At 73.2% G+C, this 17,210-nt stretch carries 13 protein-coding genes; 9 read left to right on the top strand and 4 right to left on the bottom strand.

The features are described 5' to 3' along the window. The first annotated feature begins 13 nt into the window (after positions 1–13). The 3 genes from AB0P07_RS12665 (at position 14) to AB0P07_RS12675 (ending at position 3,958) form a co-directional block, all read left to right on the top strand. Positions 14–1,441: an FAD-dependent oxidoreductase gene (locus AB0P07_RS12665; RefSeq protein WP_365549003.1), complete on the top strand. Its 1,428-nt coding sequence runs from the start codon at positions 14–16 to the stop codon at positions 1,439–1,441. 129 nt (positions 1,442–1,570) lie between these two features. Then, positions 1,571–2,038, top strand: a complete 468-nt coding sequence (locus AB0P07_RS12670; protein WP_365549006.1) for a hypothetical protein — start codon at positions 1,571–1,573, stop codon at positions 2,036–2,038. A gap of 87 nt (positions 2,039–2,125) precedes the next feature. After that, positions 2,126–3,958, top strand: a complete 1,833-nt coding sequence (locus tag AB0P07_RS12675) for a glycoside hydrolase family 18 protein (protein ID WP_365549009.1) — start codon at positions 2,126–2,128, stop codon at positions 3,956–3,958. On the opposite strand, the gene AB0P07_RS12680 is transcribed toward AB0P07_RS12675, so the two are convergent. Then, positions 3,897–4,604: a phosphatase PAP2 family protein gene (locus AB0P07_RS12680; protein ID WP_365549285.1), complete on the bottom strand. Its 708-nt coding sequence runs from the start codon at positions 4,602–4,604 to the stop codon at positions 3,897–3,899. The genes AB0P07_RS12675 and AB0P07_RS12680 overlap by 62 nt on opposite strands. A 45-nt stretch (positions 4,605–4,649) precedes the next feature. On the opposite strand from AB0P07_RS12680, the gene AB0P07_RS12685 reads away from it, so the two are divergent. Next, positions 4,650–4,865: a hypothetical protein gene (locus tag AB0P07_RS12685; protein WP_365549012.1), complete on the top strand. Its 216-nt coding sequence runs from the start codon at positions 4,650–4,652 to the stop codon at positions 4,863–4,865. A 494-nt stretch (positions 4,866–5,359) separates the two neighbouring features. Here the strand turns inward: AB0P07_RS12685 and gabT are convergent, their stop codons facing one another. Next, positions 5,360–6,694 carry a 4-aminobutyrate--2-oxoglutarate transaminase gene (gene gabT / locus AB0P07_RS12690; RefSeq protein ID WP_365549015.1) on the bottom strand — a complete coding sequence of 445 codons (1,335 nt, stop codon included), beginning with the start codon at positions 6,692–6,694 and terminating at the stop codon, positions 5,360–5,362. Between the two features lie 252 nt (positions 6,695–6,946). Here gabT and AB0P07_RS12695 point away from each other — a divergent pair, with 252 nt between their 5' ends. From AB0P07_RS12695 to AB0P07_RS12705, 3 genes are all read left to right on the top strand, one after another. After that, a complete protein-coding gene (locus AB0P07_RS12695) occupies positions 6,947–9,376 on the top strand; it encodes an ATP/GTP-binding protein (RefSeq protein ID WP_365549018.1) in 2,430 nt (809 codons plus the stop codon). A 156-nt stretch (positions 9,377–9,532) separates the two neighbouring features. Next, complete coding sequence (locus AB0P07_RS12700) at positions 9,533–11,182, top strand: PucR family transcriptional regulator (RefSeq protein ID WP_365549021.1); 1,650 nt, start codon at positions 9,533–9,535, stop codon at positions 11,180–11,182. Between the two features lie 144 nt (positions 11,183–11,326). Next, positions 11,327–12,772, top strand: a complete 1,446-nt coding sequence (locus AB0P07_RS12705; RefSeq protein WP_365549024.1) for an aldehyde dehydrogenase family protein — start codon at positions 11,327–11,329, stop codon at positions 12,770–12,772. A 6-nt stretch (positions 12,773–12,778) separates the two neighbouring features. Here AB0P07_RS12705 and AB0P07_RS12710 read toward each other — a convergent pair whose 3' ends face one another. Together AB0P07_RS12710 and AB0P07_RS12715 are read right to left on the bottom strand one after the other, a co-directional pair. Beyond that, positions 12,779–13,993 (bottom strand): glycosyltransferase family 4 protein, encoded by a 1,215-nt coding sequence (locus tag AB0P07_RS12710; RefSeq protein ID WP_365549027.1) that lies wholly within the window; start codon positions 13,991–13,993, stop codon positions 12,779–12,781. Further along, positions 13,990–15,120 carry a hypothetical protein gene (locus tag AB0P07_RS12715; RefSeq protein WP_365549030.1) on the bottom strand — a complete coding sequence of 377 codons (1,131 nt, stop codon included), beginning with the start codon at positions 15,118–15,120 and terminating at the stop codon, positions 13,990–13,992. The genes AB0P07_RS12710 and AB0P07_RS12715 overlap by 4 nt, the downstream gene beginning before the upstream one ends. A gap of 142 nt (positions 15,121–15,262) precedes the next feature. On the opposite strand from AB0P07_RS12715, the gene AB0P07_RS12720 reads away from it, so the two are divergent. Together AB0P07_RS12720 and AB0P07_RS12725 are read left to right on the top strand one after the other, a co-directional pair. Continuing rightward, the gene (locus tag AB0P07_RS12720) at positions 15,263–16,507 is read left to right on the top strand and encodes a histidine kinase (RefSeq protein ID WP_365549033.1); all 1,245 of its coding nucleotides are present in this window, start codon (positions 15,263–15,265) and stop codon (positions 16,505–16,507) included. Further along, complete coding sequence (locus AB0P07_RS12725; RefSeq protein WP_365549036.1) at positions 16,504–17,181, top strand: response regulator transcription factor; 678 nt, start codon at positions 16,504–16,506, stop codon at positions 17,179–17,181. Before AB0P07_RS12720 ends, AB0P07_RS12725 begins: the two co-directional genes overlap by 4 nt. Positions 17,182–17,210: the final 29 nt, after the last annotated feature.

The following is a 17,210-nucleotide window of genomic DNA, read 5'->3' on the forward strand; positions in this document are numbered from 1 at the left end:
GGGAGTTGAAATCATGGCCCCTGGCGCCATGAGCCGCAGCAACGACTGGACGACATCACTTTCCGACGCCCAGCCTGTCCCGTACTGGCTGGACGACCCCGGCCGCCCCCGTCCACAGGCCGCTCTCACCGGCGCCGAGACCTGCGACCTGCTGGTCGTCGGCGGCGGCTACAGCGGACTGTGGACCGCGCTGATCGCCAAGGAGCGTGACCCGGGGCGGGACGTGGTGCTCATCGAGGGCCGCGAGGTGGGCTGGGCCGCCTCCGGCCGCAACGGCGGATTCTGCGCCGCCTCCCTCACCCACGGGCTGTCCAACGGCCTCACCCGCTGGCCCGACGAGATCCACCGGCTGGAGGAACTGGGCGCCCGCAACCTCGACGCCATGGAGGAGGCGGTCGCCCGCCACGGCCTCGACTGCGACTTCGAGCGCACCGGCGAGATCGACGTCGCCACCGAGCCCTACCAGGCACGGGAGCTGGAGGAGTGGTACGGGGAGATCCGCGCCAAGGGCCTCGCCGACGGCATCGAGTACCTGGACGCCGACGCCGTGCGGGAACAGGTCGACTCACCCACCTTCCGAGCCGGCCTCTGGGACCGGCGGGGCGTGGCGATGGTCAACCCCGCCAAACTGGCCTGGGGCCTCAAGCGCGCCTGTCTCGCCCTCGGCGTCCGGGTCCACGAACACACACCCGCGCTCACCCTCAAGCCCTACGGCGCCGGCATGGCCGTACGCACCCCCTACGGCGGGGTCCGCGCCCGCACGGTCGCGCTCGGCACCAACATCTTCCCGAACCTGGTCCGGCGGGTTCGCTCGTACACCGTCCCCGTCTACGACTACGCCCTGATGACCGAGCCGCTCACCGACGCGCAGCTCGCCTCGGTCGGCTGGAAGAACCGCCAGGGTCTCGGGGACAGCGCCAACCAGTTCCACTACTTCCGTCTTTCCTCCGACAACCGGATCCTGTGGGGCGGCTACGACGCCGTCTACCCCTACGGCGGCCGGGTGCGCGCCGAGTACGACGACCGCCCCGAGACCTACGCCAAGCTCGCCGGGCACTTCTTCACCTGCTTCCCGCAGCTGGAGGGCGTTCGCTTCACCCACGCCTGGGGCGGCGCCATCGACACGTGTTCGCGCTTCTCGGCGTTCTTCGGCACCGCCCACCAGGGGAAGGTGGCGTACGCGGCCGGGTACACAGGCCTGGGCGTCGGCGCGACCCGGTTCGGCGCCGAGGTGATGCTGGACCTGCTGTCGGGGGAGCGGACGGAGCGCACCGAACTGGAGATGGTGCGCAGGAAACCGCTGCCGTTCCCGCCCGAGCCCTTCGCCTGGACCGGTATCGCCCTCACCAAGTGGTCGCTGGCCCGCGCGGACGCACAGGGCGGCCGGCGCAACCTGTGGCTGCGCACGATGGACCGGCTGGGGCTCGGCTTCGACAGCTGAGCCGCGCCGGTGAGCGGGCGTGTGATCCGGTTCACCCCAACGAGGCACGACAACCCGCGTAATGCAGCCGGGAGACCTCCCTCTCCCTCGTGACGCACCCCGCGTCGACGAGTGAAAGGGAGGTTTCACATGCCTGGTGCGAAGACGGCGGTCGCGTGGCTGGCATCCGTCGCACCGGATCCCGCGTCCTGCCGCCGGGACTGGGAGCGCGACCCCTCGGGCGTCGCGCTGCTGCCCGCCGGCAAGGCCTGGGACGTGCTCATCCTGCCGAGCCGGCTCGGCCGCCCCACCCTGGACGTGCTCTCCCGCGTGCTGGACCAGCCCGGCCCGGTGCTCGCCGACTTCGGCGACGCGCGCACGGGCTTCTTCGTCCCGCCCGGCACGGCGGCCCGCTGGGTCGGCACCGGCATCCGGACCGCCGGGCTCGGCACCTGGATCGTGGTGCCCCACCCCGGTGGACTGTCGACCGGAGGCACCCGCTGGCTGATCCCGCCGGACGGCACCGCCACCCTCACCGACCCCTCGCTGCTGGAGCTGGCGATGCACGAGGCGGCGGCGGCCCTGGCGGGGGAGGAGGGCGAGGCACGGCGGGAGTGACATGCGCGAGGGGTTGACAACAGAATTGGTCTGGACCAAATTGGGCGCGCTCCACCCTCCCCATCTCCCCCATGTCCGGAGGCACTTGTGGAACGCGCACGCGTACAACGCGCCAGACCCCTGGTCCGTCGCCCCCTCGTCACGGTGCTCACGGCCGCGGCCCTCGCCGCGTCCGGTCTGACCGCGCTCACGTCGGCCGCCCGTGCGGCCGACGCGGACCTCGCCCGCAACGGCGGCTTCGAATCCGCCCTCGACGGCTGGACCTGTACGGCGGGCACGACCGTGTCCTCGCCCGTGCACGGCGGCACGGCGGCCCTGAAGGCCACCCCGGCGGGTGCCGACAACGCCCGCTGCGCCCAGACGGTCTCCGTCAAACCGGACTCGCAGTACACACTCTCCGGCTACGTCCGGGGCACCTACGTCTACCTGGGCGCGAGCGGCACTGGCACCACCGACGTCTCCACCTGGGCCCAGTCCGCCCCCGACTGGCAGCAGCTGACCACCACGTTCCGCACCGGCCCGTCGACCACCAAGGTCACCATCTACACCCACGGCTGGTACGGCACCGGCGCCTACCACGCCGACGACATCTCCCTCACCGGCCCCGGCGGCGAGACGCAGCAGCCCCCGGCGGCCCCCGGCGGCCTGAAGACCGGCTCGGTGACCTCCTCCAGCGTCGCCCTGTCCTGGTCACCGGTGCCGGGCGCGACGGGCTACGCCGTCTACCGCGACGGCGTCAAGGCCGGCACGGTCACGGGCACCTCCACCACGGTGTCCGGCCTGACCCCCTCGACCGCGTACTCCTTCCAGGTCACGGCGGTCAACGACGCGGGCGAGTCGGCGCGTTCGGCCACGGTCACGGCGACCACCGCTCAGCGCCCGGACGACGGCGGCGGCTCCTCCGACCTCCCGGCCCACGCCCTGGTCGGCTACCTCCACGCCAGCTTCGCCAACGGCTCCGGCTACACCCGCATGGCCGACGTGCCCGACAGCTGGGACGTCATCGACCTGGCCTTCGGCGAGCCCACCTCGGTCACCTCCGGGGACATCCGCTTCGAGCGCTGCCCGGTCGCCCAGTGCCCGAACGTGGAGAGCGACGCCGAGTTCAAGGCCGCGATCAAGGCCAAGCAGGCGGCCGGCAAGAAGGTGCTGATCTCCATCGGCGGGCAGAACGGCCAGGTGCAGCTCACCACCACCGCCGCCCGCGACAAGTTCGTCTCGTCCGTCTCCGCGATCATCGACGAGTACGGCCTGGACGGCCTCGACATCGACTTCGAGGGCCACTCCCTCTCCCTGAACGCCGACGACACGGACTTCAAGAACCCGAAGACCCCGGTCATCGTCAACCTCATCTCGGCCGTGAAGACCCTGAAGGCCAAGTACGGCGACGGCTTCGTGCTGACCATGGCGCCCGAGACCTTCTTCGTCCAGCTCGGCTACCAGTACTACGGCACCGGCAAGTGGGGCGGCCAGGACCCGCGCGCCGGTGCCTACCTGCCGGTCATCCACGCCCTGCGCGACGACCTGACCCTGCTGCACGTCCAGGACTACAACTCGGGCCCGATCATGGGTCTCGACAACCAGTACCACTCCATGGGCGGCGCCGACTTCCACATCGCCATGACCGACATGCTGCTCACCGGCTTCCCGGTCGCGGGCGACGCGAACAACGTCTTCCCGCCGCTGCGCCCGGACCAGGTCGCCATCGGCATGCCGGCCTCCACCCAGGCGGGCAACGGCCACGTCTCCCCGGCCGAGGTCACCAAGGTCCTGAACTGCCTGACCAAGAAGACCGACTGCGGCTCGTACGCGACCCACGGCACCTGGCCCGCCCTGCGCGGCCTGATGACGTGGTCGATCAACTGGGACCGCTACTCGAACTGGCAGTTCCAGAAGAACTTCGACGCGTACTTCGGCTGACGCCCGGCGGGGTCCGGCCGCCGCCCGGGGTCCGGCGGGCCACCAGCCGGATTCCGGCGAGCAGCACCACGCCCAGGCACCAGCTCGCCACCACGTCCAGGGGCCAGTGGTAGCCCCGCCGGACCAGCCCGTAGGAGGTGCCCAGCACCAGTACGGCACACAGCACGACAAGCGTCCGGCGTACGGCGGGCGAGCGCAGGAGCGGGAACAGCAGCAGCGCCGCCGTGCCGTACGCGACGACCGCCGTGGCGGTGTGACCCGAGGGGTAGTAGCCGACCGCGGGCGGCACCGCCGGGGTGCCGGGGCGGTCGGTCCACTCCTTCAGCGGCGCGACCAGCGCCGGCACCAGGGCCATCGCCACCACCCCCGCAAGGGGCGGCACCCACCAGCGGTCGACACCCGAGGCGCGCGCGTGCCACGCCGCGTACACCAGCGTCACGACCAGGACCGGCACGGCCACCTGCACATTGCCCAGGTCGGACAGCAGCTCGGAGATCCGGTCGGGGTGGACGAACGCCCCGCTCAGCCGCTCGTCCACCCCGACCAGCGGGCCGTCGGCGACGACCTGCCAGGTGACCAGCGCGAAGAGGAGGACGGGCAGCCCGAGGAGGGCGGGCAGGGCGCGGGAGCGGGCGGAGACCGGCATGACGCCCAGCTTCGCAGGTTCCGCCCTCACGTATTCTCACCGCCCGTGACGACCATACGAACGGCACGGGACAGTCGGTGGGGAGAGACCTTCGCCCGCCTGAAGGCGATGACCGGTGAGGGGCGCTACGAGGAGGCGCTGACCGAGGTCCGCCGCGGCACGCACCGGCCGCCCCGCTACCCCGACGGGTACCCGGACCTGGTCACCGGCGAGGCCCGCGCGCTGCTCGCCCGCATCACAGGGGAAGATCCAGGGGTCTGAAACCGGGGGAGTGAACACCGAAGGGCCGACACAAGGGGGGGGAGTGTGTCGGCCCTTCGGTGAACCACCGTCCCGAGTGCCGAGGCGGCCGTCCTGACCGGAACGTCGCGCGCCCCGGGGGGTTTGGGGCGGGCGACCGTCCGATCGGTGAGGAAGCCGGAACCCGCGGGTTCCGGTTGTGTGCGCGAGGCACGACCAGGTCGAAGCTGGGGAGGCCCCGTCCTGATGATCCGCCCACAGTCCCCTGTGGGCGGGTCCATCTCTCATCTGCGTAGAACCTACGGCAGGGGGTGCGCCGAGGACAGGGACATCGGCGTCCTGACATCCACCTCGCACACGTTCTTCACACGCTCTGCCGGTCACTGCGCCAGGCGTGCGAAGCCCAGCTCAGATGCGCGTTCGACCCCTCGCCCAGATGCTCGCCCACGCCTGGGCGCACGCGCCGGCGCACGGCCGGCTCCCGGTCTCGCGCACGGCCTCGCGCACGGTCTCGCTCAGATACCGGCGAAGGCCTGCTCGATGATGTCGAGGCCCTCGTTCAGCAGGTCCTCGCCGATCACCAGCGGCGGCAGGAACCGCAGCACGTTGCCGTACGTGCCACAGGTCAGGACCAGCAGCCCCTCCTGGTGGCAGGCCTTGGCGAGCGCGGCCGTCGCCTCCGGGTTCGGCTCCTTGGTGCCGCGGTCCTTGACCAGCTCGATCGCGATCATCGCGCCACGGCCCCGGACGTCGCCGATGACGTCGAACTTCTCCGCCATGGCGGCCAGGCGGGACTTCATGACCGCCTCGATGCTCTTCGCCCTGGCGTTGAGGTCCAGCTCCTTCATCGTCTCGATGGCACCGAGCGCGCCCGCGCAGGCCACCGGGTTGCCGCCGTAGGTGCCGCCGAGGCCGCCGGAGTGCGCGGCGTCCATGATCTCGGCGCGGCCGGTGACGGCGGACAGCGGCAGGCCGCCCGCGATGCCCTTCGCCGTCGTGATCAGGTCCGGGACGATGCCCTCGTCCTCGCAGGCGAACCACTGGCCGGTACGGCAGAAGCCGGACTGGATCTCGTCCGCGACGAAGACGATGCCGTTGGCCTTGGCGAACTCGCTGATCGCGGGCAGGAAGCCCTTGGCCGGCTCGATGAAGCCGCCCTCGCCGAGCACCGGCTCGATGATGATCGCGGCCACGTTCTCCGCGCCGACCTGCTTGGTGATCTGGTCGATCGCCTGGGCGGCGGCCTCCGGGCCGGCGTTCTCGGCGCCGGTCGGCCAGCGGTAGCCGTAGGCGACCGGCACGCGGTAGACCTCGGGGGCGAAGGGGCCGAAGCCGTGCTTGTACGGCATGTTCTTCGCGGTCAGGGCCATCGTCAGGTTGGTCCGGCCGTGGTACCCGTGGTCGAAGACGACGACGGCCGGCCGCTTGGTGTACGCACGCGCGATCTTGACGGCGTTCTCGACGGCCTCGGCGCCGCTGTTGAACAGCGCCGACTTCTTGGCGTGGTCGCCCGGCGTCAGTTCGGCCAGCGCCTCGGCGACGGCGACGTAGCCCTCGTACGGCGTGACCATGAAACAGGTGTGGGTGAAGTCGGCGAGCTGCGCGGACGCCTTGCGCACGACGGCCTCGGCGGAGGCGCCGACGGAGGTCACCGCGATGCCGGAACCGAAGTCGATCAGACGGTTGCCGTCGACGTCCTCGATGACACCGCCACCGGCGCGCGCCACGAAGACGGGCAGAGTGGAGCCCACACCCTGCGCGACCACGGCCGTACGGCGGGCCTGCAGCTCCTGCGACTTCGGGCCGGGAATGGCGGTGACGACGCGGCGCTCCTGCGGAAGTGCGGTCATGGGGGCTCCTGGGGTCTTGCGGACGAACGCTTGCCTTCTTTTCTCGCAGGCTAGGACCGGCGCCGTGGGGTGGGCATGCTCCATGTGGGCGTTGTCCGAGCGGCCGGTTGTCCGACATGGACAGGTGGCGGGAGGGGCGGTATGCGGACACGTCGACGCGGGCCCGGCCGCGTAAGCGGTGAACTCCCCTTGGGAGCGCGTTAGATTGGCTCGCTGATGGTGGACGGAGCGGCAGGTCAGGGGGCAAGGGCGATGGACGGCGACGGGACCCGGGACGCGCGGGGCACGCATGCGAATCCGGTACCGCGTCCTGCGGGGCCTCCCGAGATGCCCGCGGAGGCGCCCGCGGTGCCGCCACGGCCTGCGCGGGCACCGGGTGCACCGCCCAGGCCTGAGCAGGCCCCCCGGTCCACGTCGCCCGTCGCCGAATGGCTCGACGCGGAAAGGCCGAGGGCCCGCCCCGGGATCTGGCGGTACGGCTACCGACCGCCCAGGCAGACTTCGCAACGGATCGCTCCGGTGACGGTCGTCGGCATGCTGGTTCCCCTCCTCCTCGGGATGCTGGCGTGGTCGCTGTGGCAGCAGGGGGTCACCAGGTACCCGATGGCCCCCCTGCGGCTGCTCACGCCGGACGACTGGTGGTGGGGCGGCACGGTCGCGGACCCCAAGGAGCAGGTCGAAGGCTGGATGGTTTCGCCGGGGGAGCACGCCCGGGTGATCTACGGAGGCCTCATCTTCGCCGTGCTCGTCGTGGTGGTGGCCGTACTCGGCAGTTGGCGGGCCATCGTCAGGCACTACGTGACCCTCAGGCCTCAGCCCGCCCGCGCCCTGTTCGCCGCACTTCTGGCCCTCGTCGTCCTCAGCTTCGTCTTTCCCGGCGCCTTCCCCGTCGTCGGGTGGTCCGCCGTCCCGGTCGTCGACCCGCTGCTTTCACTCACCGTGCTGGTTACCGACAGCTACGACCTGATGGCATCTCGCCTGTACACGGACACGCTGTACACGGTCGTCACCCTGCTCGTGCTGTGGCCGTTCGCGCGTCTCGGAGGCTGGCTGCCGTATGCGCGGACGCTGTTGGCCGCCGGCCGGAACGGGGGCACTCCCGACGTCCCGGAGCCGCCCGCGCACCGGCGTTCCGAATGGCCCGCCCTGCGGGACGTCGGCCAGTACGAGGCCGCCGACCTGCTCACCGGTGAGGTCGTTCACGGCAGCATGAACGACGTCGACTGCACGCGCGTCGAGCACGCCTTCGCCGCCGCTCGGCGCGACGCCACGCTGGACGCGTTCCGCGACACCGTGCTGCGCCGGGGCGGTGCGGCCTGGACCCATCCGTCCGGCGCCCGGGACCTGCGGCGCCGGACCGCCCGTCACGACCTGCTGACCGGGCAAGTACGCATCGGCCGCTGGTCGGCCGTCGAGCAGACCCCCCCGTCCTACCGGGACGCCGGGGCGGCCCTCGACCCGGAGGTGCTCGGCACCTCGCTGCTGGCAGTGGGCCCTCCCGGGTCGGGCAAGACCCGCAATCTTGTCCAGCCGGTGACCGAGGCGCTCGCGCTGCGGGCGCTCTCCGGGGGCTGCGCCGTGGTGGTGGTGTCCGCCCCCGGGGCGCCCGTGTGCGACGACGACGCGTTCGACGTGATCATCCGCCTCGGTGACGCGTCCTCGGTGTACGACCTGGACCCGTACGCCGAGTCCGACGATCCGGACGACTCGGCTGCGATCCTCGCCGAAGCACTGGTCGGGGACCTCGACACGGTCGCAGCGCAGGGCGCCGTCACCGTCTTGGCACAGTTGCTGGGCCCGTTCCGGGCGGTGCACGGCCGATTTCCCTCCGTGCCGGAACTGCACGCGCTGCTGGAGGGCGACGAGACGGCGCTGTCCCGGCTGGGGGAAGCGCTCGCGGCGAGCGGGAACGACGTCATGCGCCGCGAGCTCGACGCGCGCCTGCGGCAGACCGGTGCACCAGGTGACGCGGGCCGGGCACTGGCCGACCGGCTGGCGCTGCTGAACCGGCCGGCGTTCGCGGACTTCTTCGGCGGCGGAACGGCCCGGCCGTTTTCCCTGCGGGCGATCGCCCACCATCCGCTGCGGGTCCGGATCGACGTGCCCGAGCGCGGACACGACGAGGCCGCCCGGCTGATCACCCGGCTGGTCCTCGCGCAGTTCCACGCCGTCGTCAGGGAGGGCCGGCGGGAGCACTTCGTGTGCCTGGTCCTGGACGACGCGACGGGCGCAGTCACACCGCAGTCCGTGCGCCGTATCCAGGGGCTGCGCTCGCAGAACGCGGGCGTGCTGCTCGCTCTGCGCACCGTCGGCGACGTACCGGAGGCGCTGCACGGACCGCTGTACGGTGCCGTCGGCTGCCGCATGGCCTTCTGCGGCGTCTCCACCTGGGACGGCAGCCGGTTCGCGCAGTCCTGGGGCACCGAGTGGGTCGAGACGACCGAGGTCGCCAAGCACACGGTCTTCGCCGACCAGCCGATGACCCGGTTCTTCCACGCCGTACGGAAACTGGTGACGGGCAAGGCGGTGACCACGGATGCCGTGACCGTCCGCCAGGTCGAGCGGGAACGCTGGTCGGCCTCCGAGCTGGCGCACGCCGTGCCGGCCGGGCATGCCGTGCTGTCGCTGACCAGCGTCAAGGGAGAGCACGCGCCGCCGCTGCTGGTCGACCTGCACGGGTGAGCCCCCACGGGCCGGGGCGGGCACACCCGGGGACCGTACAGTGAGGCAGGATCGACACAGGTCGTTCATACGCGGCGGCCAAAAGATCACAGCGACTCCACACCGACCCCGCGACCGCCTCACGCCCCCGACGCAGACCCGAAGGCCAAGGCCCCCATGCCCCCGACGCTCGCCTCGCTCGTCCACCACTCGGCGCTCAAGCTGACCGTGCGCGCCGGCGAGGACCGCCTCGACGTGCCGGTGCGCTGGGCCCACGTCAGCGAGCTCGCCGACCCGGTGCCCTACATGGAGGGCGGGGAGCTGCTGCTGATCACCGCCCTCAAACTGGACGCCGAGGACCCCGAGGTGATGCACCGGTACGTGAAGCGGCTGGTCGGTGCCGGAGTGGTGGGCCTGGGATTCGCCGTCGGGGTCAACTACGACGACATCCCCCAGGCCCTGGTGGAAGCGGCCCGGCAGGAAGGGCTGCCGCTCCTGGAAGTACCGCGCCGCACCCCCTTCCTCGCCATCAGCAAGGCCGTTTCGGCCGCCATCGCCGCCGACCAGTACCGCGCGGTCACCGCGGGATTCGCCGCCCAGCGCGAGCTGACCCGGCGGGCCCTGGCCGACGGCCCGGAGGGTCTGCTGGCCGCGCTCGCCGCCCAGGTCGACGGCTGGGCGGCGCTGTACGACGCCTCGGGCGCCGTCGTCGCCACCGCACCGGAGTGGGCGGGCCGCAGGGCGGCGCGGCTCACCGTGGACGTGCGACGGCTGCGCGAGCGCCCCGCTCCCGCCTCCTCCGTCGTCGGCGGCACCGGAAACGCCGAGCACCCCGAGAACGCCGACCGGGTCGAGCTGCACTCGCTGGGCACCTCCCGCCGCCCCCGTTCGGCGCTCGCCGTCGGCACGGCCGCCGCCCCCGGCACCGCCGAGCGGTACGCCGTCCACTCCGCCATCGCCCTGCTGACCCTCACCACGGAACGCTCCCGCTCCCTGCGCGAGGCGGAGCTCCGCATCGACGGGGCCGTACTGCGCATGCTGCTGGCCGGCGAACCCGACCACGCGCGCACGGTCGCCGGCGACCTGTACGGCGGCCTGCTGGACGCGCCGTTCCGGATCGCCGTCGCCGAGTCCCCGGCGGCCAGGACCAGGGCCTCCACGGTCGTGCAGAGCGCCGGTGACCCGGCCGCCGAGCCGGGCGGCGACCCCCTCGGCACCCTCACCGAGGTCGTGGAGTCCGCCGCCGCCCGGGCCGGCGAGGCGGTCCTGGTCGTCCCCCAGGGTGAACGCCTGGTGGTGCTGGCCACCGACGGGGGCGCGGCCGTCGCCGCCTGCGTCGAGCACGCGTCGGCCCTGGAGGCCGCCCGCCCGGCGTCCGAGTCCCTCGCGGGCGCCGACGAGGAGAGCCTGGTCGTCGGTCTGTCGGCACCGTCCGGGCCCATCGCCGCGTCCGCCGCGTACAAGCAGGCCGAACAGGCTCTCTCGGTGGCCCGCCGGCGCGGCCGCGTCTGCGTGGAGCACGAGCACCTGGCGGCGGGCTCCGTCCTGCCGCTCCTCGCCGACGACGCGGTACGCGCCTTCGCCGACGGCCTCCTGCGGGCGCTGCACGACCACGACGCCACCGGCCGCGGCGACCTGGTGGCCTCCCTGCGCGCCTGGCTCTCCCGCCACGGCCAGTGGGACGCGGCCGCCGCCGACCTCGGCGTCCACCGCCACACGCTGCGCTACCGGATGCGCCGCGTGGAGGAGATCCTCGGCCGCTCCCTGGACGACCCGGACGTGCGCATGGAGCTGTGGCTGGCCCTGAAGGCCACGGCGCCGGACTGACACCCCCACCTGGCCACCACGTCGAACACCCCGCCCTCACCACTACACCCCGGACAAACGTCCCCCGCCCCACCCCGCCCTACCGTGGACCCGCACCCGCAGTCACCACCATCACCCCCAACGCGGAAGGGCCGGGACTCGACAATGACTTCCACCCACGCCTTCTGGCTCGCCGGCCGCCAGGCCACCGGCGAGTCCGGCTTCGACGTCACCTCCCCCTGGGACGGCAGCACCGTCGGCACGGTGAGCCTGCCCACCGACGCCCAGGTCGAAGAGGCCGTGGCCGCCGCGTACGCCGTCCGCGAGGACTTCGCCGCCACCCCCGCCCACACCCGCGCCGCCGCGCTCGACCACGTCAGCCGCCGCCTCGTGGAACGCACCGAGGAGATCGCCCGCCTCATCTCCGCCGAGAACGGCAAGCCGATCAAGTGGGCCCGCGGTGAGGTCGGCCGCGCGGTCTCCGTGTTCCGCTTCGCCGCCGAGGAGGCCCGCCGCTTCAACGGCGGCGAGGCCCAGCGTCTCGACACGGACGCCGGCGGTCAGGGCCGCCTCGCCCTCACCCGCCGCTTCCCGAAGGGCGTCGTCCTCGGCATCGCGCCCTTCAACTTCCCCCTCAACCTCTGCGCCCACAAGATCGCCCCCGCGATCGCGGCCGGCGCCCCCATCATCCTCAAGCCGGCCCCCGCCACCCCGCTCTCCGGCCTGATCCTCGGCGAACTGCTCGCCGAGACCGAGCTGCCCGCCGGCTCCTGGAGCATCCTCCCGGTCCCCAACGACCGCATGCCCGCCCTCGTCCAGGACGAGCGCCTCCCGGTCATCTCCTTCACCGGCTCGGAGACCGTCGGCTACGCGATCATGGACTCGGTGCCCCGCAAGCACTGCACCCTGGAGCTGGGCGGCAACGGCGCGGCCGTCGTCCTCGGCGACTGGGCGAGCGACGAGGACCTGGATCGGGCCGCGACCCGCATCGCGACCTTCTCCAACTACCAGGGCGGCCAGTCCTGCATCTCCGTGCAGCGCGTCATCGCCGACGACGCCGTCTACGACCGTCTGCTGCCCCGCATCGTCGCCGCCGTCGAGGCCCAGGTCACCGGTGACCCGAACGACGACGCGACCGACGTCGGCCCGCTGGTCAGCGAGGCCGCCGCCGAACGCGTGGAGGCGTGGGTGCGGGAGGCCGTCGACGCGGGCGCGAAGCTCCTCACCGGAGGCAAGCGCGACGGTGCCTCCTACGCCCCGACGGTCCTCACCGACCTGCCCGCCGACACCACCCTCGCCCGCGAGGAGGTCTTCGGCCCGGTGCTCAGCGTGCAGAAGGTCTCCGGCGAGGCCGAGGCCTTCGCCGCCGTCAACGACTCCAAGTACGGCCTCCAGGCGGGCGTGTTCACCCACGACCTCCAGGCGGCCTTCCGCGCCCACCGCGCCCTGGAGGTCGGCGGCGTCGTCATCGGCGACGTCCCCTCCTACCGCGCCGACCAGATGCCGTACGGCGGCGCCAAGCAGTCCGGCGTGGGCCGCGAGGGCGTGCGCTTCGCCATGGACGACTACACCTACGAGCGGGTTCTGGTCCTCACGGGGCTGGCTCTCTGACGGACGTCAGGTGCCGGGCGCCGGCGTCCGGTGGACGGGCGGAAGCCGCGGCCCCACGGTGCGGCAGCCCGCCGTACGCCCCGCCAGCAGGTCCCGCAGCGTCGCGTACGAGTGGTCCCACGACCACTCGTACGCGACCCGTCGGCGCCCCTCGTCGCCCATGGCCCGGGCGAGCCGGGGATCGCGCAGGAGCCTGATCAGCCGGTCCGCCGTCGCCGCGACCGAACGGCCGTCGACGACGTACCCGGTCCCGCCCTCGCACACCGTGTCGGGGGCGCCGCCCGAGTCGCCCGCGACCACCGGCAGCCCGGAGGCGGCGGCCTCCAGGTACACGATGCCCAGGCCCTCCACCTCCAGACCGGCCCTGCGCGTACGACAGGGCATCGCGAAGGCGTCGGCGGCGGCGTAGAACGCCGGGAGCGCGTGGTGGGGATGGCCGCCCGCGAAGCAGACCGAGTCCAGAACGCCCTCCCGCAGGGCCAGTTGCCGCAGCCCGGAGGCGTAGGGGCCGTCACCGACCAGCAGCAGTACGGCGTCCGGGACCGCCCGGCGTACCCAGGGCAGCGCTCTGATCAGGGTGTCCTGGCCCTTGCGCGGGACCAGCCGGGCCGCGCACAGGATCACGGGGCGGTGTCCCAGGCCGTACCTCGTCCGGACCGGAGTGCCGTCGACGGCGGGGTGGAAGGCCCCGGTGTCCACGCCGGGGACCAGGCGGGCGGTCCGGGTGCCGAGGGCGAGGGCCGCCTCGATCGGGGCCCGGGTGCTGTCGCCCAGCCAGGTCAGCGTGTCCACCTGGGCGCCGATGCGGCGCAACAGGCTCCGGGGCCCCGGAACGCGGGCCCACCACACCTCGTGGCCGTGGGTGGTGGCCACGACGGTGCGGATCCCCGCCGTACGGCGCAGTCGTCCCGCCATCAGCGCGAGGGGCGCCGCCGCGCCGAACCACACCCGGTCGCAGCCGTACCGGCGGGCCACCTCCGCGGCGTGCGCGGTCGCGCGCGGGGTGGGCAGTAGGGTGCGGGCCGGGTGGCGGACGACCGGGTAGCGGAAGCGGGCGCCGCGGTCCGTCGTGGCCGTCGGCGTGGAGGTGAGGACGACCACCTCGTCGGGCGGGAAGCGATCGGCCATCTCCCGGACGAAGGTCTCGATGCCGCCCTGCCGGGGCGGGAAGTCGTTGGTGACGATCAGCGTGCGGCCACCGGTGCGGGCGTCGTCCGTCATGCGGGGCTCCTCTCGACGGGGCGGCCTTGGACCTCGGTGTCGCGGTGCACCGCCTCGTGCGTCAGCGCGGCCAGGACCATCGGGTAGACCAGGTAGCCGAAGCGCGTCGCCGGCATCAGGACCGTCGCCAGGCCCACACCGAGCGCGAGCCGCCCGGCCGCCGCCCGCAGCGTCCCCGGCGGGCGTACCGCGAGCGAGACGCCGACCAGCAGCGCGCCGACCGCCAAGAGGGCGAGCGCGATCACGGTGCCGCCCGGGACGTGTGCCGCGAGCAGATGACCGGGCAGCGGGCTGTCGGCGGGGGAGGCGGTGGCGGTGAGCCCGAACGGGAAGGCGACGACGTTCCGGTAGAAGCCGGCGGGATCGGTGAGCGCGAAGGGCAGGACCACCGCCGACCCGGTACCCAGGCACATGCCCGCACACCGCAGCGCGGGCCGGCCGCCCTGCCGTACGGCGATCAGCGCCAGGGCCACCGGCAGCGCGAGCCAGCCGGTCCACTTCAGCACGGCGGCGGCCCCGAGCGCGAGGCCGGCCCCGCCCGGGCGCCCCCGCCCGGCCTGCGCGAGGCCCAGGCACATCAGTCCGGCCACCGGCAGGTCGACGCCGCCCACCGCGAGGGGCAGCGCGACCAGGGGGCAGGCGAGCAGCGGTCCGACACGGCGCACTCCGGCGGCGACGAGGGCCCCGACGAACGCGACACCCGTCCACCAGCGCGGATCACCCGGCAGGACGCCGAAGAGCGCCATCCCCGGCAGGTAGGGGTTGAAGTCGCCCACGGCCGCGGGGGCCGTGACGTACGGGGTTCCGGTGACGGCCAGCAGGTGCCCGGACCGCTCGACCACGGCCACTTCGGACTGCCCGAGCCCCGCTGCCACCAGGCCGACGAGCGGCAGTACCACGCTCCCCGCGACCGCCACCGCGCGAGCCGCCCAGAGCGGCCCGGAGCCCGAGGCCAGGAGCGCCGCGAGTGCGTACCCCGCTCCGGCCGACCATCCCCACACCCGGTGCGTCGCCAGGCCGGAGGCCGGCGCGAAGCTCGTCGCCGCCACCGCGCACCCGGCCCACACATACCGTTCGACGGGCCGCGGTGCGCACCCGGCGACCCGTTCCCCAAAGGTCTTCCCCATGTCCGTCGACGCTAGGAATCCGCAGGTCGCAAGGCGTCAACCGAGGCTCCGCACCCGGGACTCAACCCGTGGTACGACACCCGCTCCGAGACTCCACCCGAGCGGTGACGCGCCCTTCGGCCACGGCCGGGATCATGGAAGGATGAGGACGTCGCCCCAACAGCGGCTGCGCGAGTGGATCGCGGCACCCGCCTACCCCTGGATCACCGGCGGCGCCGTCACGGCGGGCGCGGTCGTGGAGCTGATCGCCATTCCGGGCGGTGTGACGACCACCGTCGGAGCGCTGGTGTCCGCGGCCTCGCTGATGTGGCGGCGCTCCTTCCCGCCCGTCGCGATGCTCACGGTCGCGGCGGGGCTGATCGGCTTCGCGGGCGACGTCAACCTGTACGTCTCGATCATGGTGAGCGGACTGACCGGCTGCTACTCGCTGGGCCGCAACCGGGTACTGCACCCGGCCCTCACCGTCGCGGGCGGCGCGCTCGGTGCGCTGTGCGTCAACCTGGTCCACATCAACACCTGGTCGCGGATGGACCTGCCCGTGCCGGCGCTGTGGGAGAAGGGGTCGCTGAGCCTGTTCGCCGAGTCGTTCCTGCTCACCGTGGTCGTCTTCGGGGCGGTGATGATGGGCGACGCGGTCCGCTCCCGGGAGGAGACGCGCATCGAACGCGGCCTGGCACAGGCCAAGCTGATCGCCATGGAGCGGCAGCAGGCCGCCGAGGCGGAACGCGCCGCGATCGCCCGCGAACTGCACGACATCGTCTCCCACTCGGTGTCGATGATCGCGGTCCAGGCCGAGAGCGCCACGTACACCACGCCCGGACTCACCCCAGCGGCCCGCGACGGCTTCCAGCAGATCGCCGGCACGGCCCGCTCCTCGATGGCCGAACTGCGCCGCCTGCTCGGCGTCCTGCGCACGCCCCCGGGCGACACCGGCCCCGCCACCCTCACCGCGCCGCAGCCCACGCTCGGTCATCTCGCCGAACTGGTCGAGCAGCACCGGGCGGTGGGCGGCACAGCCGAGTTGCGGATCACCGGCGAGCGGGTGCCGCTGCCCGCCGCGTGGGAGCTGTCCGCCTACCGGATCGCGCAGGAGGCGCTGACCAACGCGCGCAAGCACGCCCCCGGCGCCCGTACCGTGGTCGAGGTCGACTACGGCGCCGACCGGCTGCTCACCCTCCGCGTCCGCGACGACGGTCCCGGCGCCGGTCCCGGCTCCCAATTCGCCGGCGGCACGGGGCACGGCCTGACCGGAATGCGCGAGCGGGCCGCCCTGGTCGGCGGTCGGCTCAGCGCGGGGGCGGGCCCGGACGGCGGCTTCCTGGTGGAGGCGGAGCTGCCGTGGGGGAGCGGGCGCACAGTGGGGGACGAGCGGGGGAGCCGCACGTGATCAGGGCACTGGTCGCCGACGACCAGGCGGTCGTCCGCACCGGCTTCGTGAACCTCCTGGGCACCCAGGAGGACATCGAGGTCGTCGCCGAGGCGGAGGACGGGGTGCAGGCGGTACTGGCGGCCCGCGAGACCCGGCCCGACCTCGCGCTCCTGGACATCCGGATGCCGCACAAGAACGGCATCGACGCGGCCCGCGAGATCCTGGCCTCCTCCGGCGGCGCCACGAAGGTGCTGATGCTGACCACCTTCGGCCTCGACGAGTACGTGTACGACGCGCTCGCGGCCGGCGCGGGCGGCTTCCTGCTCAAGGACGCCACCTTCCCCGAACTGCTGCACGCCGTACGGGTGGTGGCGAGCGGCAACGCGCTTCTGTCGCCGGAGATCACCAAGCGGCTGATCGCCGAGTTCGTGCACGCGCGCGGCTCGCGGCTGCCCGTCCCCGCGGCCGCCGACCTCACGGCCCGGGAGACGGAGGTGCTGACCCTGATCGCGCGGGGCCTGTCCAACGCGGAGATCGCGGCACGCCTCACCATCACCGACCACACCGTGAAGACCCACATCAACCGGCTCTTCGCCAAGCTGGAGCTGCGCGACCGCGCCCAGGCGGTGATCGCCGCCTACGAACTGGGCCTGGTCAGAGCGGGCCGCGAGTCGGGGGCCCGGTACCTGTAGCTCCTGGCCACCGGTACCGGGCCCCGTCC

Source organism: Streptomyces sp. NPDC085944, assembly GCF_040686295.1.
Taxonomy (GTDB): domain Bacteria; phylum Actinomycetota; class Actinomycetes; order Streptomycetales; family Streptomycetaceae; genus Streptomyces; species Streptomyces salinarius.

Coding starts and splice junctions, on each gene's coding strand:
- AB0P07_RS12665 (WP_365549003.1), top strand. CDS start 14: ATGGCCCCTGGCGCCATGAGCCGCAGCAACGACTGGACGACATCACTT.
- AB0P07_RS12670 (WP_365549006.1), top strand. CDS start 1,571: ATGCCTGGTGCGAAGACGGCGGTCGCGTGGCTGGCATCCGTCGCACCG.
- AB0P07_RS12680 (WP_365549285.1), bottom strand. CDS start 4,604: ATGCCGGTCTCCGCCCGCTCCCGCGCCCTGCCCGCCCTCCTCGGGCTG.
- gabT (WP_365549015.1), bottom strand. CDS start 6,694: ATGACCGCACTTCCGCAGGAGCGCCGCGTCGTCACCGCCATTCCCGGC.
- AB0P07_RS12695 (WP_365549018.1), top strand. CDS start 6,947: ATGGACGGCGACGGGACCCGGGACGCGCGGGGCACGCATGCGAATCCG.
- AB0P07_RS12700 (WP_365549021.1), top strand. CDS start 9,533: ATGCCCCCGACGCTCGCCTCGCTCGTCCACCACTCGGCGCTCAAGCTG.
- AB0P07_RS12705 (WP_365549024.1), top strand. CDS start 11,327: ATGACTTCCACCCACGCCTTCTGGCTCGCCGGCCGCCAGGCCACCGGC.
- AB0P07_RS12710 (WP_365549027.1), bottom strand. CDS start 13,993: ATGACGGACGACGCCCGCACCGGTGGCCGCACGCTGATCGTCACCAAC.
- AB0P07_RS12715 (WP_365549030.1), bottom strand. CDS start 15,120: ATGGGGAAGACCTTTGGGGAACGGGTCGCCGGGTGCGCACCGCGGCCC.
- AB0P07_RS12720 (WP_365549033.1), top strand. CDS start 15,263: ATGAGGACGTCGCCCCAACAGCGGCTGCGCGAGTGGATCGCGGCACCC.